The organism is Hydrogenophaga pseudoflava (genome assembly GCF_031020795.1).
Lineage (GTDB): Bacteria > Pseudomonadota > Gammaproteobacteria > Burkholderiales > Burkholderiaceae_C > Hydrogenophaga > Hydrogenophaga pseudoflava_A.
Window position 1 is genome coordinate 1 of sequence record NZ_JAVHJP010000001.1, and the last position, 26589, is coordinate 26589.

Sequence of the window (26589 nt, forward strand, 5' to 3'; positions counted from 1 at the left end):
ATCGCGGCCTTGAAGCCGGCCATGCGCTCTTTGGTGGCGCGCGGCATCACCCACCAGTCCAGAAAGTCCGAGCGGGGCGAGAGTTCGATCTGGTCGTAGCCCAGCGCGGCCACGGCCGCCGGCAGCTCGCTCAGCGGCAGGTGCCGGATCATGTACGGGTCGAGCGCGATCTTCATGGGCTTGTCTCCTGGTGATCTGTGGGTCGCACTTCGCGTGCGGCCAGCGCAATGTAGGTTTGCCCCACGAAAACGGCTCCGGAATAATTGACGAAAAATCGTCAAATCATGGAAAACCCCAAGCGCCGAAAAAAGACCGCCCGTTTCACCGAAATCGCCGAACTGGCGGGCGTGAGCGTGGCCACCGTGGACCGCGTGCTCAACGAGCGCGACACCGCCTCGATCAAGACCCGCGAGAAGGTGGTGCAGGCCGCGCGGCAGCTGGGCATCCCGCGCGTGCTGCCTGACACACGCCACGGCCTGATCCACCTGGACATCGTGCTGCCCGACAACCCCTCGCCCTTCTTCCGGCGCCTGAACCAGGCCATGCAGCGCGGCGTGGCCATGCTGGACAAACGCCTGGTGGTGCACCGCGTGAGCACACCCGAGGAAGACGAGGCCGCCGAAGCCGCCCTGGTGCGCGCCATCGGGCCACGCCGCTACCGGCGCCAGGCGCTGATCGTCGCCGCGCCCGACACGCCCGCCGTGCGCGCCGCGCTGCAGGCCGCCCGCGCGCGCGGAGAGCACGTGACCATGGTGGTGACCCGCGTCGAGGGCGTGCCGCAGGCCGACTACGTGGGCATCGACAACCAGGCCGCCGGCCGCACGGCGGGCTACCTGCTGGGCCGGCTGTGCCACCGCGAGGGCCGCATCCTCATCCTCTCCAGCCGGCGCGACTACCTCGGCCACATCGAGCGCAGCGGCGGTTGCCGCGAGGTGCTGGCGGCCCAGTTCCCGCAGCTGCGCTGCGACGTGGACGTGACCGAGACCCACGACGACCCGGACCGCTGCTACCTCGCGCTCAGGAAGGCGCTGCAGGGCCAGCGCGATGTGGTCGGCCTCTACAACACCGGCGCCGGCTCGCCCGGCATCCACGCGGCGCTGCAGCGCTTCGCGAAAGACAAGGTCTGCTGGGTCACGCACGAGATCTCGGACGACCATCGCCAGTACCTGCGCGAGGGCATGCTGGATGTGGTGATCGACCAGGACCCGGACACGCAGGCCATCCGCGCGCTGCAGCACGCCCTGGCCGGGCTGGGCATGGCGCCCTCGGCCAGCCAGCCCGAGCGGCCGGGCGAGTTCCGGCTGTACTTCGCGGAGAACATGGGCCTGCAGCCGTACTTGGCGTAAGCCCTGTCTTCGGAAACCGGGTTTTCAATCAGAATGCAGGAAGAAATCCATTTCCACGCACCGGCAGCGCCGCCGGTGCGGCACATGAAAGACTCAGGGCCATGGCATCCACGGGCAACGGCAAGACCAGCGTCGACCAGTTCATTGCGCGCATCACCACCGAATACGAAGGCCTGAGCAAACAGCTCAAGGTCATTGCCCGCCACGTCGAACAGCACCGCGACCACATCGGCCTCGAAGGCATCCAGGAACTGGCGGCGCACTGCGGCGTGCAGCCCTCGGCCGTGGTGCGCTTTGCCAAGCACTTCGGCTTCTCGGGTTTTTCCGAGATGCAGGCCATCTTCCGCGAAGGCCTGACGCGGCAGCTCGCGCCCAGCCGCAACTACCGCACCCGCATCCGCGACATCATCGAGTCGGGCGCGGGCAGCCTCTCCAGCGTGGAGATCGCGCACGAGTTCCTGGCCGGCAGCGTGGCCGCCATGCACGAGCTCGAAGCCAATCTGGACGCGGACACCTTCATGCAGGCCGTGGACATGCTGCGCGAGACGGACTGCATCTGGATCGCGGCCTCGCGCCGTTCTTTTCCGGTGGCGGTCTACCTGGACTACGCGCTGCAGCACACCGACAAGCGCGTGTGCCTGATGTCCGGCCTGGGCAGCATGCACCTGGGCCAGATGCGCTCGGTGCGGCCCGGCGACGTGATGCTGGCCATCTCGTTCGCACCCTACGCCGAAGAGACGCTGGCCGCCGTCGAGCTGGCGCAGGAGCGTGGCGTGCGGCTGATCGCCATCACCGACAGCCGCATGAGCCCGCTGGCCAAGGACGCCGAGGTGACGCTGGTCGTGCAGGACAACTCGACCTTCGGCTTCCGCGCGCTCACCAGCACCATGGGCCTGGCGCAGAGCCTGTTCATCGCCCTGGCCTACGCGCTGGAACTGCCCTACCGCCCCACCTCGCCGCGCAGCAACGGCTGACCACCGACAGTTTTCGATTTGAAAACATTATGGAAAATATTTTCCATAATGACTGAAATTTCCGTATAGTCCGGGCACCGCGTGCACCCGCGCGCGCCATACAGATCCCAACATCCGGAGACAGGAATTTCCATGAAGCACGTTGCCGTGTTCGGCGCCGGTCGCATTGGCCGCATCCACGCCACCAACCTCGCCGCCCAGCCGGGCGTCCAGCTCAAGTACGTCTGCGACGCCCTGCCCGCCGCCGCCGCCGACCTGGCCCAGACCCTGGGCGCACAGGCCACCGACATCGACACCGTGTTCGCCGACCCGAGCATCGACGCCGTCGCCATCTGCTCGCCCACCACCACCCACAGCGACCTGATTGCGCGCGCCGCCGCCGCCGGCAAACACATCTTCTGCGAGAAGCCGGTGGACCTGTCGGTGCCACGCGCCGAGGCCGTGGCCCAGGCCGTGGCCGCCGCGGGCGTGGGCTGCATGATCGGTTTCCAGCGCCGCTTCGACCCCACCTTCAACGAAGCCCGCCGCCGCATGGACGCGGGCGAGATCGGCCACCCCGAGATGCTGGTCATCACCAGCCGCGACCCGGGCGCGCCGCCGGTGGAGTACATCCAGCAGTCCGGCGGCATCTTCCGCGACATGCTGATCCACGACTTCGACGTGTTTCGCTGGATCCTCTGCGCCGACGGTGACGAGGCCGCCTGGCTCAGCGCCACCGGCTCGGTGCTGACCGACCCGGCCGTGGGCGCCGCGGGCGACTTCGACTGCACCGCCGTCACCATCCGCACGCACAAGGGCCGCCTGTGCCAGATCAACACCACGCGCCGCGCCGCCTACGGCTACGACCAGCGCTTCGAGGTGCTGGGCTCGGCCGGCCTGCTGCAGTGTGGCAACCACACGCCGAGCGAAGTGGTGCAGTGGGACGCGAACGGCGTGAAGGCCGACAAGCCCGAGGCCTTCTTCCTGCAGCGCTACGCCGCCGCCTACCGGCTGGAGATCGAGCACTTCTTCAGCTGCCTGCAGTCGGGCCAGCCCTTCAAGACCACGGTGCAGGACGGCGTGCTGGCACAGAAGCTGGCCGACGCCGCCACGCAGAGCGCCACCACCGGCCAGCCGGTCGTCCTGTAACCCCCCTGCGCCGCTTCGCGTCTTCCCCCCAGGGGGACCACGCCTGTGGCCTGGCAAAGCCAGTTCCACGGCGTGCGCTGGAACAGAGACGCCAGCGTTTCACCCTCCAAGGACTGTCATGAGCATTCCAACACTCAACGTCGGCATCGCCGGCCTGGGCCGCCTGGGCAAGCGCCACGCGCAGCAGCTGGCCCGCAACACGCCGGGCGCTCGCCTGGTTGCGGCCTGCAGCCCGGTCGCGGCTGAACTCGACTGGGCCCGCGACGAGCTGGGCATCACCCGCTGCCACGACACGCTGGACACGATGCTGGCCGACGCGGACATCGACGCCGTCGTGCTGGTCACGCCGACCACGCTGCACGCCGACCAGACCAGCGCCTGCCTGCGTGCGGGCAAACACGTGTTCGTCGAGAAGCCGCTGTCGCTGGACGTGGCCACCTGCGAGGCGGTGGAGGCCGTCGCGAAAGAGCACCCGCACCTGGTCGCCATGGTCGGCTTCGTGCGCCGCTTCGACCCCAGCTACGCCGAGGCCAAGGCCGCCGTCGACCAGGGCGCGCTGGGCAGGCCCTTCATCGTGCGCTCGCAGACCTGCGACCAGAACGATCCCGAGGGCTTCTTCGTGAAGTTCGCGCCCAGCTCGGGCGGCATCTTCATGGACTGCAGCGTGCACGACATCGACCTCGCGCGCTGGATGCTGGGCAACCCGAAGGCCACGCGCGTGTTCGCCAGCGGCACCATCGCCCTGCACCCCGGTCTGGCCGAATGCGGCGACGTGGACAACGGCCTGGCCATCGTCGAGTTCGAGGGCGGCCAGCGCGCGGTGTTCTACGCCAGCCGCACCATGCCGCACGGCCACGAAACCACCACCGAAGTCATCGGCACCAGCGGCACGCTGCAGGTCGGCATGGGCGCGCACCTCTCGCGCGTGCAGTACCGCGATGCGGACGGCGTGGGCCACCGCGCCCTGCCGGACTTCTTCGCGCGCTTCGGCGACGCCTTCCGGCTGGAGATGGAAGCCTTCGTCGCGGCCTGCCGCGGCGAGCGCCCGAGCCCGCTCACACTGAACGATGCGACCGAGGCCACGCGCATCGGCCAGGCGATCACGCAGTCGCTGCGGACCGGTCTTCCGGTGACGTGCTGAAGCGCCACACCACCGACAGCACCATGGACTGGCCTGGCGCCACTTCGGTCCAGCCGGGCCGGCCCGGCAGGTGCGCGGCGTCGATGGGGTGGCTGATCGGCTCGAAGCAGAACACGGGCGGCTCGGCCGGCGCGTAGAGCAGGCAGTCCGGGCGGGTCCGGGAGCCGTCGGGCAGCGTCAGTGTGCTGTGCATGCGCAGCGCTAGGTCGCGCTCGGGCCATTCGATCAGCGCCTCGCCGTCCCAGCCGCCGAAGCCGTTGTCGATCACGAGCCGGTCCACCAGCGCGCCCTGGCCCAGGTTCCAGCCCTCCGGGAAGTCGGCGGTGTAGCCGGTCGGGATCTTGTCGGGCCGGGCCAGCCACACACCGCCCACGCGGGCGCTCAGCCGGCATGCGGGCGTGCGCGTGAACCAGGGGTGCTGGGCCAGGCCGAACGGCAGGGCGTGTTCGCCGCGGTTGACCACGCTCAGCGCCTGGACCATGCCCCCGTCCACCAGGGTGAAGGACTGGGTGGCTTCGTAGTGGTAGGGGCTGCCGCCAAAACCCGCGCTGCGCAACCGCATCTGCACGCCGTCGTCGCTGGAACGGGTCAGCTGCCAGGGCTGCAGCCAGCCATCGCCGTGGATCGGGTACGGGTCGTCGGGCGTGTTGGGCGCCAGCGCATGGAAGCGCCCCGCGTGTTCGAAGCCGCCGCCGCTGATGCGGTTGGACCAGGGCAGCAGCGGGTAGCTGGCCAGGGCCTGCATGCGCGCGGTGCGGCCGTCCCAGGCGCGCCAGAGGTCCAGCGGCTCGCCATCGCGCACCCACTGCCAGGCCACCACCCCGCCGCCAGCCTCGGGCATCACGGCCAGCCGCTGCGCGTGGTGTTCGATCCAGTGCACGCCGCCAAAACGCTGCTCGCTCATGGTCTGCTCCGGTGAGGGTGTCTGGTGATGCTCAGCCGGCGAAAGGCGCCGCAGGAAGGCCGGCCACACCGGGCCGCACGGCGAACAGGCCGCCGGCCAGCGGTTCGCGGGCCAGAGCCCCCTCGTCCAGGCTGAAGCGCGCGGAGGTGATGAACAGGGTCGAAAGGTCCGGCCCGCCGAAGGTGCACGAGGTGACCTGGCTCACCGGCAGGCGCACCCGGGCCAGTTCCTGGGCGGTGTCGGGGTCGTGGCAGGTGACGCAGCTGCCGCCCCAGTGGCAAATCCACACCCGCCCCAGCGCATCGGTGCTCATGCCGTCGGGCACGCCGTCTTCCGGTGCGAACTGCAGCCAGAGCCTGCGTCCGCCGATGTCGCCCGTGTCCGGATCGCTGTCGTAGGCCAGCACCTGACCGTTGACCGTGTCGTTGAACAGCATGGTCCGGCCCTGGTGCACCCAGGTCGGGCCATTGGTGACGGCGAAACCTTCGTCCATGCGCGCCCAGACGCCGTCGGCTCCGACGCGGTAGAGCGAGCCGGTGGGCAGCGCGCAACCGAAGTCCATGCTGCCCATCCACCAGCGCCCCGCAGCGTCGCAGCGGGCGTCGTTGAAGCGGTTGCCGCTGCGTTCGGGTTCGGGCTGGCACAGGTAGCGCGGCGGCTCGCCGGGGTGGTCGGGGTTCCAGAACGCGGGCCCGCGCCGCAGCGCGATCGCCAGGCCCTCGCCGCCGCGGCGCTCGGCCAGCGCGGACACTTCCTCGTCAAAGGTCCAGCTCGTCCGTTCGCCGGTGGCGGGGTCGAGCCGGTGGATGGCGCGCGAGAGGATGTCGACCCAGAACAGGCACTGCCGCGCCACCGACCAGAGGCCGCCCTCTCCGAGCACCGCCGACGCCGGCCAGAGGCAGCGCACCTCGTCGGTCACCTGGAAAGGATCGCGGTGGGCGGGGACGGAAGGCAGGCGCGGCATGGTGTCTCCAGAGCGGCGGGGCTTGACGTTGGGCGCATTATGCGTTCATATTGATATCCGTTTGATAGCCATTTTGATTTTTCAGATATCTGTTTATATATGTCAGATTCCAACAACCCCGACGTCCCCTCCCCCGCCGCTGTCGCTCAGGCCGCCCGCTACCCCAGCCTGCAAGGGCGCCGGGTGTTCGTCACCGGCGGCGCCACCGGCATCGGCGCGGCCGTGGTCGCGGCCTTGGCCCGCCAGGGCGCCCAGGTCGCCTTTGTGGACGTGGCGGCGTCCGCCGCCGAGGCCCTCTCGCAGCAGCTGGCCGCCGAGGGCCATGCCCGTCCCTGGTGGCGCGCGGTCGACGTGAAGGACATCGCCGCGCTGCAGGCCGCCATCGCGGACGCGGCGGCCACGCTGGGCGACTTCGGCGTGCTGGTCAACAACGTGGCCAGCGACGACCGCCACCGCCTCGAAGACCTCACGCCCGCCTATTTCGACGAGCGCATGGCCGTGAACCAGCGCCCCGCCCTGTTCGCGGTGCAGTCGGTGGTGCCCGGCATGCGACGGCTCGGCGGCGGCTCGGTGATCAACTTCGGCTCCATCGGCTGGCAGACCAAGAACCCGGACTATCCCTGCTACGCCATCGCCAAGTCGTCGGTGAATGGCCTCACCCGCGGGCTGGCCGCCTCGCTGGGCAAGGACCACATCCGCGTCAACACCATCACGCCGGGCTGGGTGATGACCGAACGCCAGGTGCGGCTGTGGCTGGACGCCGCGGGCGAGCAGGAGATCGCGCGCAACCAGTGCCTGCCCGACCAACTGCTGCCGCACCATGTGGCCAGCCTGGTGCTGTTCCTGGCGGCGGACGACTCGGCGATGTGCACTGCGCAGGAGTTCGTCGTCGACGGCGGCTGGACCTGAAATCAGGTCAGGCGGACAGCCTGATGCCGTACTGCGTCAGGCAGGTCTGCTTCAGCGCCTTCATCATCACCTTGGCGCCCGGCGAGAGCAGGCGGTCGGTGCGGGTGATGAGGCCGAAGGCGTCCATGTGGCAGGGCATGTCCATGGGCAGCACGCTCAGCAGCCCGTGCGAGGCGTAGTAGTTCGCCACCTCGGTCGCCACCACGCCCACCATGTCGCTCTGCTGCAGCATGCGCGTCATGAACAGCAGGGCCGAGGTCTCGATGGTGTTGATCGGCGGGCTCAGGCCCTCCTGCTGGAACATCAGGTCGAAGCGGTGGCGCAGCACGCTGCCGGCCGGCGGCACGATCCAGCCCGCACCGTGCACGTCGCGCAGCCCCAGGTTGCTCACTCCCATCAGCGGATGCCCCGGCCGCGTCACGGCGGACACGAGTTCCCCGGTCAGCGGCTCGTAGGCCAGGTTGGCCTTGTCGTGTTCGGCGAACAGGCGCCCCACCACGATGTCCAGCTTGCCCTGCTCCAGCCGGTCCAGCAGCACCGGGCTGGTCTCGATGTCCAGCGAAATCCTCAGGTTGGGATGCTCCTGTTTGACGAGGGCCACCGCCGTGGGCAGCAGGCTCAGGCCGGGCGAGGTGATGGCACCGATGCCCACCTGGCCGAAGTGTCCGGTCTTGAGGGAAGTCAGCTCGTCGTGCGCCTGGTTCAGGCTGGCCAGGGCCATGCGGGCGTGGCGGATCATGGTCTCGCCGTACCAGGTGGGGCTCATGCCGCGGGGCAGCCGCTCGAACAGCGGCACGCCCAGCACATCTTCCAGGTCCTTGAGCAGCTTGGACGCGGCCGGCTGGGTCATGCTCAGCACCTGGGCCGCGCGGTGGATGTTGCCCTCCTCGGCCAGCGCCACCAGCAGCAGCAGCTGACGGGTCTTGAGCCGGGCACGGATGAACCAGTGGTTGTAGTTGCTCATTGGGGGTTTTCGAGAATGCCAAGAACGATATCAATTTTGTCTGAAAAACGATTGGATTGATATTAAAAACACTCCTAGACTGCCGGCCAACGTCACACAAGGCCTCAGCAAGCACATGAAACTCGGCGAGATCCGGCACCAGCCGCGGCACCTGATCAATGGCCGCTGGGTCAGCGGTGCCACCACCGGCATCAGCGTCAACCCTTCGGACACACGGGAGGTGGTGGCCGAATTCGCCCGCGCCGACCGCAACCAGACCGAACTGGCGATTGCCGCCGCGGCCGATGCCCTGCCGCAGTGGAGTCTGAGCACACCGCAGCGCCGCGCCGACGCGCTGGACCTGGCCGGCAGCGAGCTGCTGGCGCGCAAGGAGGAGCTGGGCGAGCTGCTGGCGCGCGAGGAAGGCAAGACCCTGCCCGAGGCCATCGCCGAGGTCGCGCGGGCCGGCAACATCTTCAAGTTCTTTGCCGGCGAGGCACTCCGCATCGGCGGCGAGACCCTGGCCTCGGTGCGCCCCGGGGTGCAGGTGGACATCACCCGCGAACCAGTGGGCGTGGTCGCGGTGATCGCGCCCTGGAACTTTCCCTTCGCCATCCCCGCCTGGAAGATCGCGCCCGCGCTGGCCTACGGCAACACCGTGGTGTTCAAGCCGGCCGAGCTGGTGCCCACCTGTGGCTGGGCCCTGGCCGAGATCCTCAGCCGCTGCGGCCTGCCCGCCGGCACGTTCAACCTCATCATGGGCAGCGGCCGCGAGGTCGGCCAGACCCTGGTGGAGCACCCGCGGGTGAACGCGGTGAGCTTCACGGGCTCGGTGTCCACCGGGCGCCGCATCCTGGCCACCACCGCTGCGCGCCAGGCCAAGGTGCAGCTGGAGATGGGCGGCAAGAACCCGCTGGTGGTGCTGGCCGACGCCGACCTGGACCTGGCGGTCGACTGCGCGCTGCAGGGCTCGTACTTCTCCACCGGCCAGCGCTGCACCGCGTCCAGCCGCCTGATCGTCGAGGCCCCGGTGCACGACGCCTTCGTCGCCCGGCTGACCCAGCGCCTGGCCACGCTGAAGGTGGGCCACGCGCTGACCCGCGGCACCGAGATGGGCCCGGTGGTCGATGGTGCCCAGCTGGAGCAGAACCTGTCCTACATGGCCATCGGCGCCGACGAAGGCGCAGAGCATGTCTTCGGCGGCGAGCGCCTGGAGCGCGAGACCCCCGGCCACTACATGAGCCCCGCGCTGTGGCTGGCCCAGCCCGGGCACCGCATCGCCCGCGAAGAAATCTTCGGCCCCATCGCCTGCGTGCTGCGGGCCGACGACTACGGGCACGCGCTCGAACTGGCGAACGACACGCCGTTCGGTCTGTGCGCCGGCCTCTGTACCACCTCGCTCAGGCACGCGATGCACTTCCGTCGCCATGCGCAGGTGGGCATGACCATGGTGAACCTGCCGACCGCCGGCGTGGATTTCCATGTTCCGTTCGGCGGACGCAAGGACTCCAGCCACGGATCCCGGGAACAAGGCCGCTACGCGGCGGAGTTCTACACCACCGTCAAGACCAGTTACATGCTGGCCTGACCCTTTGCTTCAACCAACCAGAGACAGGAGACAGACAACATGAAACAACTGCAACGCCGCACCCTGGTGACCGCCCTGGCGGCCGCCCCCATGGCCCTGATGCTGCCCGGCGGCGCCTTCGCGCAAAAGCCCATCGTGCTGGGCTTCAGCCAGATCGGGGCCGAGTCGGAGTGGCGCACCGCCAACTCCGAGTCCATCAAGTCCTCGGCCAAGGAAGCCGGCATCGACCTGAAGTTCGCGGACGCCCAGCAGAAGCAGGAGAACCAGATCAAGGCGATCCGCTCCTTCATCGCACAGAAGGTCGACGTGATCGCCTTCTCTCCGGTGGTGGAAAGTGGCTGGGGCGCCGTGCTGCGCGAAGCCAAGGCCGCCAAGATCCCGGTGATCCTGACCGACCGCGCCGTCAACGAGAAGGACGAAACCCTGTGGGTGACCTTCATGGGCTCCGACTTCGTCGAGGAAGGCCGCAAGGCCGGCCGCTGGCTGGTCGAGAAGATGAAGGACCAGAAGGGTGAAGTCAACATCGTCGAACTGCAGGGCACCGTGGGCTCGGCCCCGGCCATCGACCGCAAGAAGGGCTTCGAGGAAATCATCAAGGCCGATCCGAAGTTCAAGATCATCCGCAGCCAGACCGGCGACTTCACCCGCGCCAAGGGCAAGGAAGTGATGGAAGCCTTCCTGAAGGCTGAGGGCAAGAAGATCAACGTGCTCTACGCACACAACGACGACATGGCCATTGGTGCGATCCAGGCCATCGAGGAAGCCGGCATGAAGCCCGCCAAGGACATCACCATCATCTCGATCGACGCCGTGAAGGGCGCCTTCGAGGCCATGATCGCCGGCAAGCTCAACGTCAGCGTCGAGTGCAGCCCACTGCTCGGCCCGCAGCTGATGGCGGCCGTCAAGGACCTCAAGGCCGGCAAGACCCTGCCGCGCCGCATCGTCACGCAGGAAAGCATCTTCCCGATGGAGACCGCCGCTGCCGAGTTCCCCAAGCGCAAGTACTGATCCCCTGCGCCTTTCACAACAACCACCCCGCCGCGCGGACGACCGCGCGGCACCACCCGAGGAGACCCACTTGAACACCCCCAACCGCCGCCACGTCCTCTGCGCCGTCGCACTGGCCGCCGCCGCCTTCAGCACCGGCGCCTTCGCGCAGGACAAAGGCACCATCGGCATCTCCATGCCCACCAAGTCGTCCGCGCGCTGGATTGCCGACGGTGACAACATGGTCAAGGTCCTCAAGGACCGCGGCTACAAGACCGACCTGCAGTACGCCGAGGACGACATCCCGAACCAGCTGGCGCAGATCGAGAACATGATCACCAAGGGCGTGAAGGTGCTGGTGATCGCCTCCATCGACGGCACCACGCTGTCCAAGGCCTTGCAGAACGCGGCCGACAAGGGCATCAAGGTCATCGCCTACGACCGCCTGATCAAGGGCAGCAAGAACGTCGACTACTACGCCACCTTCGACAACTTCCAGGTGGGTGTACAGCAGGCCACCTCCATCGTCGACAAGCTGGGCCTGAAGGCCGGCAAGGGCCCGTTCAACATCGAGCTGTTCGGCGGCTCACCGGACGACAACAACGCCTTCTTCTTCTACGACGGCGCCATGAGCGTGCTCAAGCCCTACATCGACAGCGGCAAGCTGGTGGTGCGCAGCAAGCAGATGGGCATGGACAAGGTCGGCACGCTGCGCTGGGACGGCGCCGTGGCCCAGGCCCGCATGGACAACCTGCTGTCCGCCTTCTACGGCAAGGACAAGGTGCACGCGGTGCTCAGCCCGTACGACGGCCTGTCCATCGGCATCCTCTCCAGCCTGAAGGGCGTGGGCTACTGTACTGCGCAGCAACCCTGCCCGGTGGTCAGCGGCCAGGACGCCGAGGTGCCCTCGGTCAAGTCCATCCTCAAGGGCGAGCAGTACTCGACCATCTTCAAGGACACGCGCGAGCTGGCCAAGGTCACGGCCAACATGGTGGACGCCACGCTCTCGGGCAAGCAGCCCGAGATCAACGACACCAAGACCTACAACAACGGCGTGAAGGTGGTGCCCAGCTACCTGCTCAAGCCGGTGCCGGTCGACGCAGGCAACTGGAAGATGGTGCTGGTGGACAGCGGCTACTACAAGGAATCGCAGCTCAAGTGAGCGGCCTGTCGCCGGGGGCCTGATCCGAGGGCTCCCGGCCCCCTGTGTACCGAGGAATCCGCCTTGCAAACCCTTCTGGAAATGCGGTCCATCCGCAAGACCTTCCCCGGCGTGGTCGCGCTGAACCAGGTGAACCTGCGCGTGCGCGCCGGCGAGATCCATGCCCTGGTGGGCGAAAACGGCGCCGGCAAGTCCACGCTGATGAAAGTGCTCTCGGGGGTCTACCCCTCGGGCAGCTACACCGGCCAGATCCTGTTCGACGGCCAGGAACGCCACTTCGGCGGCATCCACGACAGCGAAGCGCTGGGCATCATCATCATCCACCAGGAGCTGGCCCTGGTGCCGCTGCTGTCGATCACCGAAAACGTGTTCCTGGGCAACGAGGTGGCACACCGCGGCGTGATCGACTGGATGGCCGCACACCGCCAGACGCAGGAGCTGCTGCGCAAGGTGGGCCTGAAGGAATCGCCCTCGACCCGCATCACCGACCTGGGCGTGGGTAAGCAGCAGCTGGTGGAGATCGCCAAGGCGCTGTCCAAGCAGGTGCGGCTGCTGATCCTGGACGAACCCACCGCCAGCCTCAACGAAAACGACAGCCAGGCCCTGCTGGACCTGCTGCTGGAACTCAAGGGCCAGGGCATCACCTGCATCCTGATTTCGCACAAGCTCAACGAGATCGCCCGCGTGGCCGACTCGGTGACCATCCTGCGCGACGGCAGCACGGTCGAGACCATCGACTGCCAGGGCGCGCCCGTGAGCGAAGACCGCGTGATCCGCGGCATGGTCGGCCGCGAGATGGCCGACCGCTACCCGCGCCGCACACCCGACATCGGCGAGACCGTCTTCGAGGTGCGCGACTGGCGGGTGCACCACCCGCAGCACCTGGACCGCGAGGTCATCAAGGGCGTGAACCTGCAGGTGCGGCGCGGCGAGATCGTCGGCATCGCCGGGCTCATGGGCGCCGGCCGCACCGAGTTCGCCATGAGCGTCTTCGGCCGCGCCTGGGGCCAGCGCATCAGCGGCGAGGTGCGGCTGCACGGCCAGCCCATCGACGTGAGCACCGTCGGCAAGGCGGTCGCGCACGGCCTGGCCTACGTGACCGAGGACCGCAAGGGCAACGGCCTGGTGCTGGCCGAGGACATCCAGTTCAACACTTCGCTGGCCCGGCTGGAGGCCGTCTCCCGCGCCGGCGTCATCGACGATGGCCGCGAGTACAGCGTGGCCCAGGGCTACCGCGAGAAGCTGCGCATCCGCTGCTCCGGCGTCGGCCAGAAGACGGTCAACCTCTCCGGCGGCAACCAGCAGAAGGTGGTGCTGAGCAAATGGCTCTTCACCGAACCCGAGGTGCTCATCCTCGACGAGCCCACGCGAGGCATCGACGTGGGCGCCAAGTACGAGATCTACACCCTCATCGCCCAGCTCGCGGCCGAGGGCAAGTGCGTGATCGTGATCTCTTCCGAAATGCCCGAGCTGCTGGGCCTGTCCGACCGCATCTACGTGATGAACGAAGGCCGCTTCGTCGCCGAGATGCCGGTGGCCGAGGCCTCCCAGGAAAAGATCATGCGCGCCATCGTGACCAGCCACTGAATCCCATGGAACAACAACAGACCTCCCCCGCGGCCCTTGCGGCGCCGTCCGACAGCCGCCCCGTGCTGGACTTCCTCAAGCACAACTTCCGCGAGTACGGCATGCTGATCTCGCTGGTCGCGATCATGGCCTTCTTCCAGGTCATGACCGACGGCACGCTGATGCAGCCGCTGAACCTGACCAACCTGGTGCTGCAGAACAGCTACATCGTCATCATGGCGCTGGGCATGCTGCTGGTCATCGTGGCCGGCCACATCGACCTCTCGGTGGGCTCGGTCTGCGGCTTCATCGGGGCGCTGGCCGCCGTGCTGATGGTCAGCTACGAGTGGCACTTCGTGCCTGCCTCGCTGGTGTGCCTGCTGGTGGGCGCGGTGATCGGTGGCGCGCAGGGCTGGTTCGTGGCCTTCTTCCGCATCCCCTCGTTCATCGTCACCCTGGCCGGCATGCTGGTGTTCAAGGGCCTGGCGCTGGCGCTGCTGCAGGGCCAGTCCATCGGCCCCTTCCCCGAAGAGTTCCAGATGCTCAGCTCCGGCTTCATCCCGGACCTGTTCAGCGCCGAGAGCCTGCGCCTGACCTCGTTGCTGATCGGCGTGGCGGCCGCTGCACTGCTGGCCCTGTCCAGCCTGCGCGCACGCAACAACCAGCTCAAGCACGGCATCGAGACCGAGCCCTTCGGCCTGTTCGCGCTCAAGCTCGCGGTGTTCGCGGGCCTGCTCGTGTTCTTCAGCTACATGCTGGCCTCGTACAAGGGCCTGCCCAATGTGTTGGTGGTGATGGCGCTGCTGATCGTGGCCTTCGACTTCCTCACCTCGCGCACCATCCTGGGCCGCCGCATCTACGCCCTGGGCGGCAACGAGAAGGCGGCCCGGCTCTCGGGCATCAAGACCGAACGCCTGACCTTCTACACCTTCGTCACCATGGGCGTGCTGGCCGCGCTGGCAGGCCTGGTGTTCGCCGCGCGCCTGAACACCGCCACCCCCAAGGCCGGCCTGGGCTTCGAGCTGGACGTGATCGCGGCCTGCTTCATCGGCGGCGCCTCGGCCTCCGGCGGCGTGGGCAAGGTGATGGGCGCGGTGATCGGCGCTTTCATCATGGGCGTGATGAACAACGGCATGTCCATCATGGGCATCGGCATCGACTACCAGCAGGTCATCAAGGGCCTGGTGCTGCTGGCCGCCGTGTTCGTGGACGTCTACAACAAGAACAAGGCATGAATCCTCCAGTGAGCCAACCGGTCCTGCAGCTCTCCGGCGTGGGCATGCGCTTCGGGCGCACCACGGTGCTGCAGGACGCGCAGCTGCGCCTGTTCCCGGGCGAGGTGCATGCGCTGATGGGGCAGAACGGCGCTGGCAAGTCGACGCTGATCAAGGTGCTCACCGGCGTGGTCACGCCGGTGGCCGGCCAGATGCGGCTGGGCGAGGACAGCGGCTGGCCCGCCTCGCCACTGCAGTCGCAGCAGCAGGGCATCAGCACGGTCTACCAGGAGGTCAATCTCTGCCCCAACCTCACCGTGGCCGAGAACATCTTCGCCGGCCGCTACCCGCGCCACCCCGTGTGGCAAGGCCGCCGCATCGACTGGGCGGCCACGCGCCGCGAAGCGGTCAAGCTTCTGGCCCGCGTGGGTCTGGACATCGACGTGAACCGGCGCCTCTCGGACTACCCGGTGGCGATCCAGCAGCTGGTGGCGATCGCGCGCGCACTGGGCATCGACGCGCGCGTGCTGATCCTCGACGAGCCCACCTCCAGCCTGGACGACGACGAGGTCAAGGGCCTGTTCCAGGTGCTGCGGCGCCTGCGCGAGGAAGGCCTGGCGATTCTGTTCGTGACCCACTTCCTGGACCAGGTCTACGCCATCTCCGACCGCATCACCGTGCTGCGCAACGGCCGCTGGATCGGCGAGTGGCTGACGCGCGACCTGCCGGCACAGGGCCTGATCGAGGCCATGGTGGGGCGCGAGATGGGGCCTGCCACGGCACCCGCCGCCACGACTGCGCTGGCCAGCGACACCACCGCGCTGCTGCAGGCCGAGGGCCTGGCGCGCGCCGGCAGCATCCAGCCGACCGACCTGGCCATCCGCCCCGGCGAGGTGCTGGGCATCGCCGGCCTGCTGGGCGCGGGCCGCACCGAGCTGGCGCGCCTGCTGTTCGGCCTGGACAGCCCCGACGCCGGCGTGCTGCGCATCGACGGCGAGGTCACGCGTTTCGCCAACCCGGTCGACGCCATCGCGCGCGGCCTGGCCATGTGCCCCGAAGAGCGCAAGACCGAAGGCATCTTTGCCGACCTCTCGGTGCGCGAGAACATCGCCATCGCGCTGCAGGCCATGCGCGGCCTGCGCCGGCCGCTGCCGCTGGCCGAGCAGCGCGAGATGGCCGAGCGCTACATCGCCCTGCTGGGCATCCGCACGCCGGGCGCCGAGACGCCGGTGGGCCAGCTCTCGGGCGGCAACCAGCAGAAGGTGGTGATCGCCCGCTGGCTGGCCACCGCGCCGCGCCTCTTGATCCTGGACGAGCCCACGCGCGGCATCGACGTGGCGGCCAAGCAGGAAATCATGGACCAGATCCTGCGCCTGGCCGCGCAGGGCATGGCGTTGGTCTTCATCTCGTCCGAGATGAGCGAGGTGGTCCGGGTGTCGCAGCGCATCCTGGTCCTGCGCGACCGCCGCCCCATCGGCGAGCTGCCAGCGGGCAGCAGCGAAGACGCCGTGTACGAACTGATTGCCGACGAACATGTCTGAAAACCCATCCCGAGCAAACGCAGTGCTGGGCCACCGCCTCACCTGGCCGCTGGTCACGCTGGCCCTGCTGCTGCTGGTCAACGTGGTCGCCAACGAGCGCTTCCTGCACATCGAGTGGCGCGACGGCCACCTCTACGGCAGCCTGATCGACATCCTCAACCGCGCGGCGCCGCTGATCCTGGTCTCGCTGGGCATGACCCTGGTGATCGCGATGCGCGGCATCGACATCTCGGTCGGCGCCGTGGTCGCGATCTCGGCCGCCGTCGCCGCCTGGATGATCGGCGGCTCGGTCGACGGCGCCACCACGCGCCTGCCCCTGGGGGTGGCGGTGGCCGGCGCGCTCGCGGTGGCCACGCTGTGTGGCCTGTGGAACGGCGCGCTGGTGGCCGGCATCGGCATGCAGCCCATCATCGCCACGCTGATCCTGATGGTCGCGGGCCGGGGCATCGCCCAGCTCATCACCGACGGCCAGATCATCACCATCTACTACCAGCCCTACTTTTTCATCGGCGGCGGTTACCTGCTGGGCCTGCCGTTCTCGCTGTTCGTCTGGGTGGGCGTGCTGGCCCTGCTGGCCGGCCTGCTCTACAAGACGCCGCTGGGCGTGTTCGTGCAGGCGGTCGGCGTGAACCCGGCGGCGGCGCGCGTGGCGGGCATCCGCGCGCGGCAGCTGACGCTGGGAGCCTATGTGTTCTGCGGCCTCTGCGCCGGCGTGGCGGGCCTGCTGATCAGCTCCAACGTCAAGAGCGCCGACGGCAACAACGCCGGCCAGCTGATGGAGCTGGACGCGATCCTGGCCGTCACCCTGGGCGGCACCTCGCTGGCCGGCGGCCGTTTCAGCCTGCTGGGCACACTGATCGGCGCGCTCATCATCCAGACCCTGACCTACGCCATCTACTCGCTGGGTGTGCCACCCGAGATCAACCTGGTGGTCAAGGCGGCGGTGGTGTTCGTGGTGATGCTGCTGCAGTCGCCCGAGTTCCGCGCCCAGGTCTGGGCACTGGCCCGGCGTCCCTCGCTGCCCGGAGGTGCCGCATGAGCGCCGCACCCAGCATCTTGGGTCGCCTGGACCTGCGCTTCCTGCCGCTGGCCGCCACGGTGGGTCTGTTCCTGCTGATGGGGCTGGCTGGGTCGCTGAGCTACACCGGCTTCTTCTCGGCGCAGGTATTCCTGAACCTGCTGATCGACAACGCCTTCCTGCTCATCGTCGCGGTGGGCATGACCTTCGTCATCCTCAGCGGCGGCATCGACCTGTCGGTGGGCTCCGTGGTCGCGCTCTCGACCATGGTGCTGGCCACTCTGATCGAACACCACGGCTGGTCGCCGCTGCCGGCCATCGGCGTGGTGCTGGTGATGGGCTTGTCCTTCGGCGCCTTCATGGGCTTCCTGATCGAGCGCTTCCGGCTGCAGCCCTTCATCGTCACGCTGGCCGGCATGTTCCTGGCACGCGGCCTGTGCTACCTGATCAGCATCGACTCGATCAGCATCGGCAACGAGGCCTATTCGAACCTGGCCTACTGGCGTCTGGAGCTGGCCGAGGGCGCCTCGGTCAGCCTGGGCGCACTGATCGCCATCGCCTGCCTGGCGCTGGCCCTGTTCGCGGCCCACAGCAGCACCTTCGGCCGCACGGTCTACGCCATCGGCGGCAGCGAACACTCCGCCATCCTGATGGGCCTGCCGGTGCGGCGCACCCTGGTCGGGGTCTACGCGGTCTCGGGCCTGTGCGCGGCGCTCGGCGGCGTGGTCTTCACCTTCTACACGCTCTCGGGCTACGGCCTGCACGCCGTCGGCATGGAGCTGGACGCCATCGCCGCGGTGGTGATCGGCGGCACCCTGCTGACCGGCGGCGTGGGCTATGTCTTCGGCACGCTGTTCGGCGTGCTCACCCTGGGCCTGATCCAGACCCTCATCACCTTCGACGGCACGCTCAGCTCCTGGTGGACGCGCATCGTCGTCGGCCTGCTGCTGTTCCTGTTCTGCCTGCTGCAGCGCCTCATGGTGCGCCGCCCGGGCACGGCCTCCCACTGACACCTCCACCCACCGCACACCACCATGTCCGACAAACCCCGCAAGCTGCGCTCCACCGAATGGTTCGGCAGCGCCGACAAGAACGGCTTCATGTACCGCAGCTGGATGAAGAACCAAGGCATCCCGGACCACGCGTTCGACGGCCGCCCCATCATCGGCATCTGCAACACCTGGTCTGAGCTGACACCCTGCAACGCGCACTTCCGCAAGCTGGCCGAACACGTCAAGAAGGGCGTGCTCGAAGCGGGCGGCTACCCGGTCGAGTTCCCGGTGTTCTCCAACGGCGAGTCCAACCTGCGGCCCACCGCCATGCTCACGCGCAACCTGGCGTCGATGGACGTGGAGGAAGCGATCCGCGGCAACCCCATCGACGCGGTGGTGCTGCTGGTGGGCTGCGACAAGACCACGCCCGCGCTGCTGATGGGCGCGGCCAGCTGCGACGTGCCGGCCATCGTCGTCACCGGCGGCCCCATGCTCAACGGCAAGCTCGAAGGCAAGAACATCGGCTCGGGCACGGCCGTGTGGCAGCTGCACGAGTCGCTCAAGGCCGGCGAGATCAACATGCACCAGTTCCTCGCGGCCGAGGGCGGCATGAGCCGCTCTGCCGGCACCTGCAACACCATGGGCACGGCCTCCACCATGGCCTGCATGGCCGAGGCCCTGGGCACCTCGCTGCCGCACAACGCCGCCATCCCCGCCGTGGACGCGCGCCGCTACGTGCTGGCCCACATGTCGGGCCGGCGCATCGTCGAGATGGCGCACGAGGACCTGCGCCTGTCCAAGATCCTGACCCGCGAGGCGTTTGAAAACGCGATCCGCACCAACGCCGCGATTGGCGGCTCGACCAACGCCGTCATCCACCTCAAGGCGATTGCCGGGCGCATCGGCGTGAACCTGGAGCTGGACGACTGGACCCGCATCGGCAAGGGCACGCCCACCGTGGTGGACCTGCAGCCCTCGGGCCGCTTCCTGATGGAGGAGTTCTATTACGCGGGCGGCCTGCCGGCCGTGCTGCGCCGCCTGGGCGAAAACAACCTGCTGCCGCACCCGGGAGCGCTCACCGTCAACGGCAAGAGCCTGTGGGAGAACGTGGCCGACGCGCCGCAGTACAACGACGAGGTGATCCGTCCGCTGGACAAGCCGCTCGTGCCCGATGGCGGCATCTGCGTGCTGCGCGGCAACCTGGCGCCGCGCGGCGCCGTGCTCAAGCCCTCGGCCGCCTCGCCCCACCTGCTGCAGCACCGCGGCCGCGCGGTGGTGTTCGAGAACCTGGAGCACTACAAGGAACGCATCGTCGACGAAGACCTGGACATCGACGAGACCTGCGTGATGGTGCTCAAGAACTGCGGCCCCATGGGCTACCCCGGCATGGCGGAGGTGGGCAACATGGGCCTGCCGCCCAAGCTGCTGCGCCGCGGCATCAAGGACATGGTGCGCATCTCCGACGCGCGCATGAGCGGCACCGCCTACGGCACGGTGGTGCTGCACGTGGCGCCCGAGGCCGCGGCCGGCGGCCCGCTGGCGGCCGTGCGCGACGGCGACTTCATCGAACTCGACTGCAGCACCGGCCGCCTGCACCTGGACATCAGCGACGACGAACTGGCCGCGCGCCTGGCCGAGGTGGCGCCGCCGGAACATGCGATGAAAGGCGGCTACCAGCGCCTCTACGTCAACCACGTGCTGCAGGCCGACCAGGGCTGCGACTTCGAATTCCTCGTCGGCTGCCGCGGAGCCGCCGTTCCTCGCCACTCCCACTGAACCCGAACATGTCTTCTACCGCCCGCGCGCCGCGCTACCGCGGCATCTTTCCGGTGGTGCCCACCACCTTCACCGAATCCGGCGAGCTCGACCTGGACAGCCAGAAGCGCTGCCTCGATTTCATGATCGATGCCGGCGTCGACGGCCTGTGCATCCTGGCCAACTTCTCCGAGCAGTTCTCGCTCTCGGACGACGAGCGCGAAATCCTCACCCGCACCTGCCTGGAGCATGTGGCCGGCCGGGTGCCGGTGATCGTGACCACCACGCACTACGGCACCAGCGTCTGCGCCGCGCGCAGCAAGCGCGCACAGGACATGGGCGCGGCCATGGTGATGGTCATGCCGCCCTACCACGGCGCCACCTTTCGCGTGCCGGAGGCGCAGATCTTCGAGTTCTATGCCCGCGTGTCCGACGCCATCGGCATTCCGATCATGGTGCAGGACGCGCCCGCCAGCGGCACGGTGCTTTCGGCCCCGTTCCTCGCGCGCATGGCGCAGGAAATCGAGAACCTCGCCTACTTCAAGATCGAGGTGCCGGGCGCAGCGAACAAGCTGCGCGAGCTGATCCGCCTGGGCGGTGACGCCATCGAAGGCCCCTGGGACGGCGAAGAGGCCATCACCCTGCTGGCCGACCTGGACGCGGGCGCCACCGGTGCCATGACCGGCGGCGGTTTCCCGGACGGCATCCGCCCGATCATCGAGGCCCACCGCAGCGGCGATATGGACCAGGCCTTCGCGCTCTACCAGCGCTGGCTGCCGCTGATCAACCACGAGAACCGCCAGGGCGGCATCCTGACCGCCAAGGCGCTGATGAAGGAAGGCGGCGTGATCGCCTGCGAGGCGGGGCGCCACCCCTTCCCGGCCATGCACCCCGAGGTGCGGCGCGGACTGATCGACATTGCGAAGCGTCTCGACCCCCTCGTGTTGAACTGGGCCCGTTGACATGCACGCCGCGCTGGCCGTCCCCCCCAAGCTGATCGCCCTGGACTGGGGCACCAGTTCGCTGCGCGCCTATGCCCTGGGCCCGGGCGGCCAGGTGCTGGCCAACCGCCGCAGCGAACACGGCGTGATGAACCTGCCCGCCAGGCCGAACATTCACACGCCCGCCGAGGCCTTCGAAGCGGCGCTGCAGGCACTGTGCGGCGACTGGCTCGCGGCCCATGCGGACACCCCCCTGGTCGCCTGCGGCATGGTGGGCAGCGCCCAGGGCTGGCGCGAGGCGCGCTACCAGCCCCTGCCGGCCCGTGCCAGCGAACTGGCCACCTCGATGACCGTGATCGCGCGCCCCGGCGGCGAGCCCCTGCACGTGGTGCCCGGCCTGCTGCAGGCCGGCGAACTGCCCAATGTGATGCGCGGCGAAGAGACCCAGATCGCCGGCGTGCTGCAGAGCCTGGCCGACGAGGAGCGCACGCCGCCGCGGGTGCTCGTGGGCCTGCCGGGCACCCACACCAAGTGGGCCTGGGTCGAGGACGGCGCCGTCGTGCGCTTCGAGACCTTCATGACCGGCGAGGTCTACGCCGCGCTGTCGCAACACACCATCCTGGGCCGAACCATGGTGGCGGGCTCCCCGCACGACGAACCCGCCTTCGCGCGCGGCCTGCGCGTGGCGCGCTCGCCGCTGGGTGCGCTGGGCGTGCTCTCCACCGTGTTCAGCGTGCGCACGCTGGGTCTCACCGGCCAGCTGACCGGCAGCGCCCAGCCCGACTACCTCTCGGGCCTGCTCATCGGGCACGAGGTGGCGGCGCTGGCGCCCGGGCTGCGGGACGGCATCCCGGTGGTGCTGTGCGGCGAGCCGATGCTGTGCGTGCGCTACGCGACGGCCCTGGAAGCGCAGGGTCTGGCGGAACCCGAGATCCGATCCGGCGTCACACCGCTGGGCCTGTGGCGCATCGCGCAATCCGCCGGCCTGGCCGCCCCCTCCCCTGTCCGCCGTTGCGCATGAACCTCTCTTCCCTGTTCCACGACACGCTGTCCACACACGGCCTGATCGCCATCCTGCGGGGGCTGCGACCCGAGGAAGCGTGTGGCATCGGCCGGGCCCTGCACGGCGCCGGCATCCGCCTGATCGAGGTGCCGCTGAACTCGCCCGAACCGCTGCAGAGCATCCGCATCCTGCGCGACGCGCTGCCCGGCGACACCCTGGTGGGCGCCGGCACGGTGCTGCAGCCCGAGGCCTGCGCGCAGATCGCCGCGGCCGGCGGCCAGCTGGTCGTCATGCCGCACAGCGACCCGGCGGTGATCCGCGCGGCCAAGGCCCTGGGCCTGGCCTGCGCGCCCGGGGTCGCGACACCGACCGAAGCCTTTGCCGCGCTCGCCGCGGGCGCCGACGTGCTCAAGATGTTCCCGGCCGAAACCCTCGGCCCCACGGGCCTGAAGGCCTGGCGCGCGGTGCTCACGCCGCCGGTGGCCATCGTGCCGGTCGGCGGCGTCGCGCCCGACACCCTGGCCCCCTACCTTGCGGCCGGCGCGTCCGGCTTCGGCCTGGGCAGCGCGCTCTACAGGGCCGGCGACGACGCCGCCACCGTGGCGCAGCGGGCCACCGCCTTCGTCCAGGCCTGGCAGCAGGCCCGCGCCGCCGCCTGATTCCGCACATCCCCCATGAAAATCACCCGCCTGACCACCTTCATCGTTCCACCGCGCTGGTGCTTCCTCAAGATCGAGACCGACGAGGGCATCGTCGGCTGGGGCGAGCCGGTGCTCGAAGGCCGCGCCCACACCGTGGCCGCCATGGTCGATGAACTGGCCGATTACCTGATTGGCAAGGACCCGCGCCAGATCGAGGACCACTGGACCGTGATGTACCGCGCCGGCTTCTACCGCGGCGGCGGCATCCACATGAGCGCACTGGCCGGCATCGACCAGGCGCTGTGGGACATCAAGGGCAAGGCCCTGGGCGTGAGCGTCTCGGACCTGCTGGGCGGCCAGGTGCGTGATCGCATCCGCGTCTACAGCTGGATCGGCGGCGACCGGCCCGGCGACACCGCCGCCGCCGCCCAGGCCGCCGTGGCACGAGGCTTCACCGCCGTCAAGATGAACGGCACCGAAGAGCTGCAGTTCATCGACAGCCACGACAAGGTGGAGCGCTGCCTGGCCAACGTGGCCGCGGTGCGCGACGCCGTGGGTCCGAACGTCGGCATCGGCGTGGACTTTCACGGCCGGGTGCACAAACCCATGGCCAAGGTGCTGCTGCGCGAACTGGCGCCCTACAACCTGATGTTTGTCGAGGAGCCGGTGCTAAGCGAACACCACGAGGCGCTCAGGGAGCTGGCCCATGTGGCGACCATGCCCATCGCGCTGGGCGAGCGGCTGTACTCGCGCTGGGACTTCAAGCGCATCCTGGCCGAAGGCTACGTGGACATCGTGCAGCCCGACCCGTCACACGCCGGTGGCATCACCGAGACGCGCAAGATCGCGGCCATGGCCGAGGCCCACGACGTGGCGCTGGCCCTGCACTGCCCGCTGGGCCCCATCGCGCTGGCGGCCAACCTGCAGATCGACGCGGGCTGCTACAACGCCTTCATCCAGGAGCAGAGCCTGGGCATCCACTACAACGCCGCCAACGACCTGCTGGACTACGTGAGCAATCCCGAGGTGTTCGCCTACGAGGACGGCATGGTGACCATCCCCACCGGGCCGGGGCTGGGCATCGAGGTCAACGAAGCCTATGTGCGCGAGCGCGCGGCCGAAGGCCACCGCTGGCGCAACCCGGTCTGGCGCCACCAGGACGGCAGCTTCGCGGAGTGGTGAGAGGCCCGAAACGGACCGGTACTCAAGGAGCCAGCAGCTGGATGCGCCGCTGGATGCGCGCCACCTCGTCGGCGGCGCCCGCGGCCTGGGCCTGGCGCAGTTGCACGCCCAGCCAGGCCAGCAGCGGGCGGCGCCAGCCGCGCTGCGAGGCGGTCTCCACCGCGTCCGCCACCACCGCCGGTGACGCGACCCCACGCCGCAGCAGCACCCCGGCGGCGATCAGGCGCGACAGCGGGTCCTCGATGCCACCCAGGCTGGCCGGCGTGGCGCCCACCAGCGCGCGGTGCGCAGGAGGCAGCAGCGCCGCATCGGCCGCCGTCGCCTGCCCGGTCAGGTAGCGCGCATAGGCCTGCTCGGCCGGTGCCGCGTCGGGTGCCAGCGCCTCATAGCCCGTGCAAGGCTCGAACACCAGCGCCGCCACGCGGGAGGCGCAGCGCATGAGTTCCAGCCGTGCCAGCAGCGCCGGCTGCGCGGTGCGCGCCACCTCGCCGCGTGCCCGCAGAAACTCCACCTCTTCCACCTTGCTGTTGCCACTGAGCCAGGCCTCGGCCGCGCGCTCGGCGCTGCTTTTGGCGTTCATCTGCCAGTCGGGCGGCGGGGGCGTGCTGCTGCAGGCCGCGAGCAGCGCAGCGAAAGAGGCCACCAACGAGAAGCGGCGCAGCATGTTCTTCATTTCAGTTCGATCTCGGCATCGCGCTTGAGCGGCCACAGGCGGTTGACCTCGTTGATCAGCGACTCGACCTTGCGCAGGCTGGCGTCGACCTCGGCGCGCAGCAGGTGCAGGTCGGTGGTGGCCTCGCGGGTGTTGGCGGTGATGGCCTGGGCGTCGACCAGCAGCCGGTCCACCTTCTGCAGGCTGGTGCGGGCCTCCGCCAGCAGGCCGTCAAGCTGCTTCACCGTGCCGCGCGCGTCCTGCACCAGCCCACCCTGCGCGGTGCCACCCGGCCCGGCGCCCTGGCCGAACACCTGCTTGTCGGCGTTGGCCACCAGGCTGTCCAGCCGGCCGGTGAGCTGGTCAACCCGGGCCAGCAGCGTGTTGGCACGGTCGATGGCTTCGACCACCTTTTTCGCATCGGCCTCGTTGCCGAACAGCGCACCCATCGCTCCGTGAGGTCCATTGAGCTTCGCCGCCGTGCCCTGCAGATGCACCAGGCTTTGCGGCAGCGGCGCGTCGGCCGCGGTGAGCGCGTTGAGGTTGCCCACCAGTTCCTTGACCGAGGCCACGATGCCGGGGATCTCGGCCGCCGCATCGCCGCTGAGCACCTGGCGCATCGCCCCGTCCTCCAGCGGCGGATCGGTCAGCACACCGCTGAAGGCCTTGATCTTGGTGCCACCCACCAGCGCTTTTTCCATGGTGAAGATGCTGGAGCTGCGCAGCCACTTCGCGTCCTTCACCGGCACGTCCACCAGGATCTGCACATTGCCGTCCTCGGCCAGCTCGATGCGCCCGACGCGGCCGATGGCAAAACCGGCGAAGGTGATGTTCATGCCCACCGACACGCCCTCCGAATCGGGCGCCACCAGCACCAGCCGCTGGGTGCGCTCGAAGACGCCGCGCGCGTAGGCCACGTACAGCGCCGAGCCCACCACCAGCAGCAGCAGGAAGACCAGCAGCAGCGCCGCCTTCAACTCCAGGTTCTTCACCGGCGGCGGTGCAGGGTCCAGCGGCGGGGGTTGGTCGGAGGGGGTCATCGGGGGACGGTCCATGGATCAGTAGTAGTTGCCCAGCAGCGAGGTCACCTCCACCAGCAGCAGCACCGAGAGCAGGCGCGCGAACTCGGAGATGTCGCTCAGGCGGCCGAAACCGCCCGCCTCGTCGCGCCGCGCGCTGGCGGCCAGCGGCACGATGGCCACGGACAGGCTGAAAAACAGGGTCTTGAGGCTGAAGATGAGCACCACGGCCGGCGTGAACACCTGACCGACCGCGAGGGTGTAGGCCGGCAGCGCCCAGTGCGAGAAGCCGTAGACATTGAAATAGGTGAGCACCAGCGCGATCACGCTGCTCACCGCCGCCAGCAGCAGCACCGAGAAGACGCCCGCCAGCGCGCGCGGCAGCAGCTCGTTGCGCAGCAGGGCCTGGTGCTCGTGCTGCACGCCGCTGCGGTGCTGCTGCGAGAGCCGCTTGCGGATGCGTTGCCCCTCGGGCATGGTGTGGCGCAGCGCCACGAACATCGCCGCATACAGCGGGATGATCTCCAGCACCAGGGTGCGCACCAGCACCTCCAGCGCGTACTGCGACAGGCCGTAGCTGTATGCGGTCGCGACCACGATGCGGATCAGCACCAGGCTGAGCAGCGCCGACAGTGTGAGGAAGCCGGGCATCAGCGGTGTCGAGGCGCGGTAGATCTGCTGCAGCACCGCGCTGCGCTGCGCACCCTGCGCGTAGCTCGACGGCGCCAAGGCCAGCACCAGCACCTGCGCACCCAGCAGCAGCACGTGCCACCACGCCGCCCAAGAGGCCCGGATGCGACGGCCCCAGGCGCCGAGCGAGCGGTCCAGGACGGGGGGAACGAGCGGTGAGCCGGGCATGCGAAGGATGATAGCCCGCGACACCCCGGAGACAGACTTGGGGCGCGGGTTGCAATCGGAAACATCTGTACGATCTCGCCCCAAGACAAACGCCCCCAGGGAGGACACATGAAGGCTTTGAAGTCGTTCAGGCAGTTTCTTTTGTTCGTAGGCATCTGCCT

24 protein-coding genes and 1 pseudogene are annotated in these 26589 nt (G+C 68.9%); 18 read left to right on the forward strand and 7 right to left on the reverse strand.

The features are described 5' to 3' along the window. A pseudogene (locus RCO38_RS00005) lies at window positions 1-176 on the reverse strand (sugar phosphate isomerase/epimerase); the annotation flags it as partial. A gap of 108 nt (window positions 177-284) precedes the next feature. Between RCO38_RS00005 and RCO38_RS00010 the strand changes: the two are divergent. The 4 genes from RCO38_RS00010 to RCO38_RS00025 all read left to right on the forward strand — a co-directional run bounded on the left by RCO38_RS00010 (window position 285) and on the right by RCO38_RS00025 (window position 4589). Continuing rightward, window positions 285-1346, forward strand: coding sequence for a LacI family DNA-binding transcriptional regulator (locus tag RCO38_RS00010; protein WP_308326224.1), 1062 nt, complete (start codon window positions 285-287; stop codon window positions 1344-1346). A 101-nt stretch (window positions 1347-1447) separates the two neighbouring features. After that, window positions 1448-2320 carry a MurR/RpiR family transcriptional regulator gene (locus RCO38_RS00015; RefSeq protein ID WP_308326225.1) on the forward strand — a complete coding sequence of 291 codons (873 nt, stop codon included), beginning with the start codon at window positions 1448-1450 and terminating at the stop codon, window positions 2318-2320. A gap of 132 nt (window positions 2321-2452) precedes the next feature. Further along, window positions 2453-3448: an inositol 2-dehydrogenase gene (gene iolG, locus RCO38_RS00020; RefSeq protein WP_308326226.1), complete on the forward strand. Its 996-nt coding sequence runs from the start codon at window positions 2453-2455 to the stop codon at window positions 3446-3448. Between the two features lie 118 nt (window positions 3449-3566). Then, a complete protein-coding gene (locus RCO38_RS00025) occupies window positions 3567-4589 on the forward strand; it encodes a Gfo/Idh/MocA family oxidoreductase (protein WP_308326227.1) in 1023 nt (340 codons plus the stop codon). On the opposite strand, the gene RCO38_RS00030 is transcribed toward RCO38_RS00025, so the two are convergent. Next, the gene (locus tag RCO38_RS00030) at window positions 4549-5493 is read right to left on the reverse strand and encodes an aldose 1-epimerase (RefSeq protein WP_308326228.1); all 945 of its coding nucleotides are present in this window, start codon (window positions 5491-5493) and stop codon (window positions 4549-4551) included. The two genes, RCO38_RS00025 and RCO38_RS00030, sit on opposite strands and share 41 nt — an antisense overlap. A gap of 31 nt (window positions 5494-5524) precedes the next feature. Beyond that, on the reverse strand, window positions 5525-6457 hold the full coding sequence (locus RCO38_RS00035) for an SMP-30/gluconolactonase/LRE family protein (RefSeq protein WP_308326229.1): 933 nt from the start codon (window positions 6455-6457) through the stop codon (window positions 5525-5527). A 99-nt stretch (window positions 6458-6556) separates the two neighbouring features. Between RCO38_RS00035 and RCO38_RS00040 the strand changes: the two genes are divergently transcribed. Further along, window positions 6557-7366, forward strand: a complete 810-nt coding sequence (locus tag RCO38_RS00040; RefSeq protein ID WP_308326230.1) for an SDR family NAD(P)-dependent oxidoreductase — start codon at window positions 6557-6559, stop codon at window positions 7364-7366. A 7-nt stretch (window positions 7367-7373) separates the two neighbouring features. On the opposite strand, the gene RCO38_RS00045 is transcribed toward RCO38_RS00040, so the two are convergent. Continuing rightward, on the reverse strand, window positions 7374-8330 hold the full coding sequence (locus RCO38_RS00045) for a LysR substrate-binding domain-containing protein (protein WP_308326231.1): 957 nt from the start codon (window positions 8328-8330) through the stop codon (window positions 7374-7376). Between the two features lie 115 nt (window positions 8331-8445). Between RCO38_RS00045 and RCO38_RS00050 the strand changes: the two genes are divergently transcribed. From RCO38_RS00050 to dgoD, 13 genes are all read left to right on the forward strand, one after another. Beyond that, a complete protein-coding gene (locus RCO38_RS00050) occupies window positions 8446-9897 on the forward strand; it encodes an aldehyde dehydrogenase family protein (RefSeq protein ID WP_308326232.1) in 1452 nt (483 codons plus the stop codon). Window positions 9898-9936: 39 nt separating this feature from the next. Continuing rightward, window positions 9937-10905 (forward strand): ABC transporter substrate-binding protein, encoded by a 969-nt coding sequence (locus tag RCO38_RS00055; RefSeq protein ID WP_308326233.1) that lies wholly within the window; start codon window positions 9937-9939, stop codon window positions 10903-10905. Window positions 10906-10975: 70 nt separating this feature from the next. After that, window positions 10976-12046, forward strand: coding sequence for a multiple monosaccharide ABC transporter substrate-binding protein (gene chvE / locus RCO38_RS00060; RefSeq protein ID WP_374694490.1), 1071 nt, complete (start codon window positions 10976-10978; stop codon window positions 12044-12046). Window positions 12047-12127: 81 nt separating this feature from the next. Next, window positions 12128-13633, forward strand: a complete 1506-nt coding sequence (gene mmsA / locus RCO38_RS00065) for a multiple monosaccharide ABC transporter ATP-binding protein (protein WP_308327293.1) — start codon at window positions 12128-12130, stop codon at window positions 13631-13633. A 5-nt stretch (window positions 13634-13638) separates the two neighbouring features. Beyond that, complete coding sequence (gene mmsB, locus RCO38_RS00070; RefSeq protein ID WP_308326234.1) at window positions 13639-14847, forward strand: multiple monosaccharide ABC transporter permease; 1209 nt, start codon at window positions 13639-13641, stop codon at window positions 14845-14847. Further along, a complete protein-coding gene (locus RCO38_RS00075; RefSeq protein ID WP_308326235.1) occupies window positions 14844-16367 on the forward strand; it encodes a sugar ABC transporter ATP-binding protein in 1524 nt (507 codons plus the stop codon). The genes mmsB and RCO38_RS00075 overlap by 4 nt, the downstream gene beginning before the upstream one ends. After that, entirely contained in the window at window positions 16360-17406 is a 1047-nt protein-coding gene (locus tag RCO38_RS00080; RefSeq protein ID WP_308326236.1) for an ABC transporter permease, read from the forward strand. Before RCO38_RS00075 ends, RCO38_RS00080 begins: the two co-directional genes overlap by 8 nt. Beyond that, window positions 17403-18395, forward strand: a complete 993-nt coding sequence (gene yjfF, locus RCO38_RS00085) for a galactofuranose ABC transporter, permease protein YjfF (protein ID WP_308326237.1) — start codon at window positions 17403-17405, stop codon at window positions 18393-18395. The genes RCO38_RS00080 and yjfF overlap by 4 nt, the downstream gene beginning before the upstream one ends. A gap of 24 nt (window positions 18396-18419) precedes the next feature. Then, window positions 18420-20153: an IlvD/Edd family dehydratase gene (locus tag RCO38_RS00090; RefSeq protein WP_308326238.1), complete on the forward strand. Its 1734-nt coding sequence runs from the start codon at window positions 18420-18422 to the stop codon at window positions 20151-20153. An 8-nt stretch (window positions 20154-20161) separates the two neighbouring features. After that, the gene (locus tag RCO38_RS00095) at window positions 20162-21094 is read left to right on the forward strand and encodes a dihydrodipicolinate synthase family protein (RefSeq protein WP_308326239.1); all 933 of its coding nucleotides are present in this window, start codon (window positions 20162-20164) and stop codon (window positions 21092-21094) included. A gap of 1 nt (window position 21095) precedes the next feature. Continuing rightward, on the forward strand, window positions 21096-22094 hold the full coding sequence (locus RCO38_RS00100) for a 2-dehydro-3-deoxygalactonokinase (protein ID WP_308326240.1): 999 nt from the start codon (window positions 21096-21098) through the stop codon (window positions 22092-22094). After that, window positions 22091-22735: a 2-dehydro-3-deoxy-6-phosphogalactonate aldolase gene (locus tag RCO38_RS00105; protein ID WP_308326241.1), complete on the forward strand. Its 645-nt coding sequence runs from the start codon at window positions 22091-22093 to the stop codon at window positions 22733-22735. The genes RCO38_RS00100 and RCO38_RS00105 overlap by 4 nt, the downstream gene beginning before the upstream one ends. 15 nt (window positions 22736-22750) lie before the next feature. After that, window positions 22751-23899, forward strand: a complete 1149-nt coding sequence (gene dgoD, locus RCO38_RS00110; RefSeq protein WP_308326242.1) for a galactonate dehydratase — start codon at window positions 22751-22753, stop codon at window positions 23897-23899. A 22-nt stretch (window positions 23900-23921) separates the two neighbouring features. Here the strand turns inward: dgoD and RCO38_RS00115 are convergent, their stop codons facing one another. Genes RCO38_RS00115 through RCO38_RS00125 form a run of 3 tightly spaced genes read right to left on the reverse strand, consistent with a single transcriptional unit; the run spans window position 23922 to window position 26428 of the window. Further along, the gene (locus tag RCO38_RS00115) at window positions 23922-24572 is read right to left on the reverse strand and encodes a hypothetical protein (protein ID WP_308326243.1); all 651 of its coding nucleotides are present in this window, start codon (window positions 24570-24572) and stop codon (window positions 23922-23924) included. Next, entirely contained in the window at window positions 24569-25591 is a 1023-nt protein-coding gene (locus RCO38_RS00120) for an MlaD family protein (RefSeq protein WP_308326244.1), read from the reverse strand. The genes RCO38_RS00115 and RCO38_RS00120 overlap by 4 nt, the downstream gene beginning before the upstream one ends. 18 nt (window positions 25592-25609) lie before the next feature. Next, complete coding sequence (locus tag RCO38_RS00125; RefSeq protein ID WP_308326245.1) at window positions 25610-26428, reverse strand: MlaE family ABC transporter permease; 819 nt, start codon at window positions 26426-26428, stop codon at window positions 25610-25612. Window positions 26429-26589: the final 161 nt, after the last annotated feature.

Bases quoted from the DNA above. Each gene is read 5' to 3' on its own strand.
- RCO38_RS00010 (WP_308326224.1), top strand. From the start codon at position 285: ATGGAAAACCCCAAGCGCCGAAAAAAGACCGCCCGTTTCACCGAAATC.
- RCO38_RS00015 (WP_308326225.1), top strand. From the start codon at position 1,448: ATGGCATCCACGGGCAACGGCAAGACCAGCGTCGACCAGTTCATTGCG.
- iolG (WP_308326226.1), top strand. From the start codon at position 2,453: ATGAAGCACGTTGCCGTGTTCGGCGCCGGTCGCATTGGCCGCATCCAC.
- RCO38_RS00025 (WP_308326227.1), top strand. From the start codon at position 3,567: ATGAGCATTCCAACACTCAACGTCGGCATCGCCGGCCTGGGCCGCCTG.
- RCO38_RS00030 (WP_308326228.1), bottom strand. From the start codon at position 5,493: ATGAGCGAGCAGCGTTTTGGCGGCGTGCACTGGATCGAACACCACGCG.
- RCO38_RS00035 (WP_308326229.1), bottom strand. From the start codon at position 6,457: ATGCCGCGCCTGCCTTCCGTCCCCGCCCACCGCGATCCTTTCCAGGTG.
- RCO38_RS00040 (WP_308326230.1), top strand. From the start codon at position 6,557: ATGTCAGATTCCAACAACCCCGACGTCCCCTCCCCCGCCGCTGTCGCT.
- RCO38_RS00045 (WP_308326231.1), bottom strand. From the start codon at position 8,330: ATGAGCAACTACAACCACTGGTTCATCCGTGCCCGGCTCAAGACCCGT.
- RCO38_RS00050 (WP_308326232.1), top strand. From the start codon at position 8,446: ATGAAACTCGGCGAGATCCGGCACCAGCCGCGGCACCTGATCAATGGC.
- RCO38_RS00055 (WP_308326233.1), top strand. From the start codon at position 9,937: ATGAAACAACTGCAACGCCGCACCCTGGTGACCGCCCTGGCGGCCGCC.
- mmsA (WP_308327293.1), top strand. From the start codon at position 12,128: ATGCGGTCCATCCGCAAGACCTTCCCCGGCGTGGTCGCGCTGAACCAG.
- mmsB (WP_308326234.1), top strand. From the start codon at position 13,639: ATGGAACAACAACAGACCTCCCCCGCGGCCCTTGCGGCGCCGTCCGAC.
- RCO38_RS00075 (WP_308326235.1), top strand. From the start codon at position 14,844: ATGAATCCTCCAGTGAGCCAACCGGTCCTGCAGCTCTCCGGCGTGGGC.
- RCO38_RS00080 (WP_308326236.1), top strand. From the start codon at position 16,360: ATGTCTGAAAACCCATCCCGAGCAAACGCAGTGCTGGGCCACCGCCTC.
- yjfF (WP_308326237.1), top strand. From the start codon at position 17,403: ATGAGCGCCGCACCCAGCATCTTGGGTCGCCTGGACCTGCGCTTCCTG.
- RCO38_RS00090 (WP_308326238.1), top strand. From the start codon at position 18,420: ATGTCCGACAAACCCCGCAAGCTGCGCTCCACCGAATGGTTCGGCAGC.
- RCO38_RS00095 (WP_308326239.1), top strand. From the start codon at position 20,162: ATGTCTTCTACCGCCCGCGCGCCGCGCTACCGCGGCATCTTTCCGGTG.
- RCO38_RS00100 (WP_308326240.1), top strand. From the start codon at position 21,096: ATGCACGCCGCGCTGGCCGTCCCCCCCAAGCTGATCGCCCTGGACTGG.
- RCO38_RS00105 (WP_308326241.1), top strand. From the start codon at position 22,091: ATGAACCTCTCTTCCCTGTTCCACGACACGCTGTCCACACACGGCCTG.
- dgoD (WP_308326242.1), top strand. From the start codon at position 22,751: ATGAAAATCACCCGCCTGACCACCTTCATCGTTCCACCGCGCTGGTGC.
- RCO38_RS00115 (WP_308326243.1), bottom strand. From the start codon at position 24,572: ATGAAGAACATGCTGCGCCGCTTCTCGTTGGTGGCCTCTTTCGCTGCG.
- RCO38_RS00120 (WP_308326244.1), bottom strand. From the start codon at position 25,591: ATGACCCCCTCCGACCAACCCCCGCCGCTGGACCCTGCACCGCCGCCG.
- RCO38_RS00125 (WP_308326245.1), bottom strand. From the start codon at position 26,428: ATGCCCGGCTCACCGCTCGTTCCCCCCGTCCTGGACCGCTCGCTCGGC.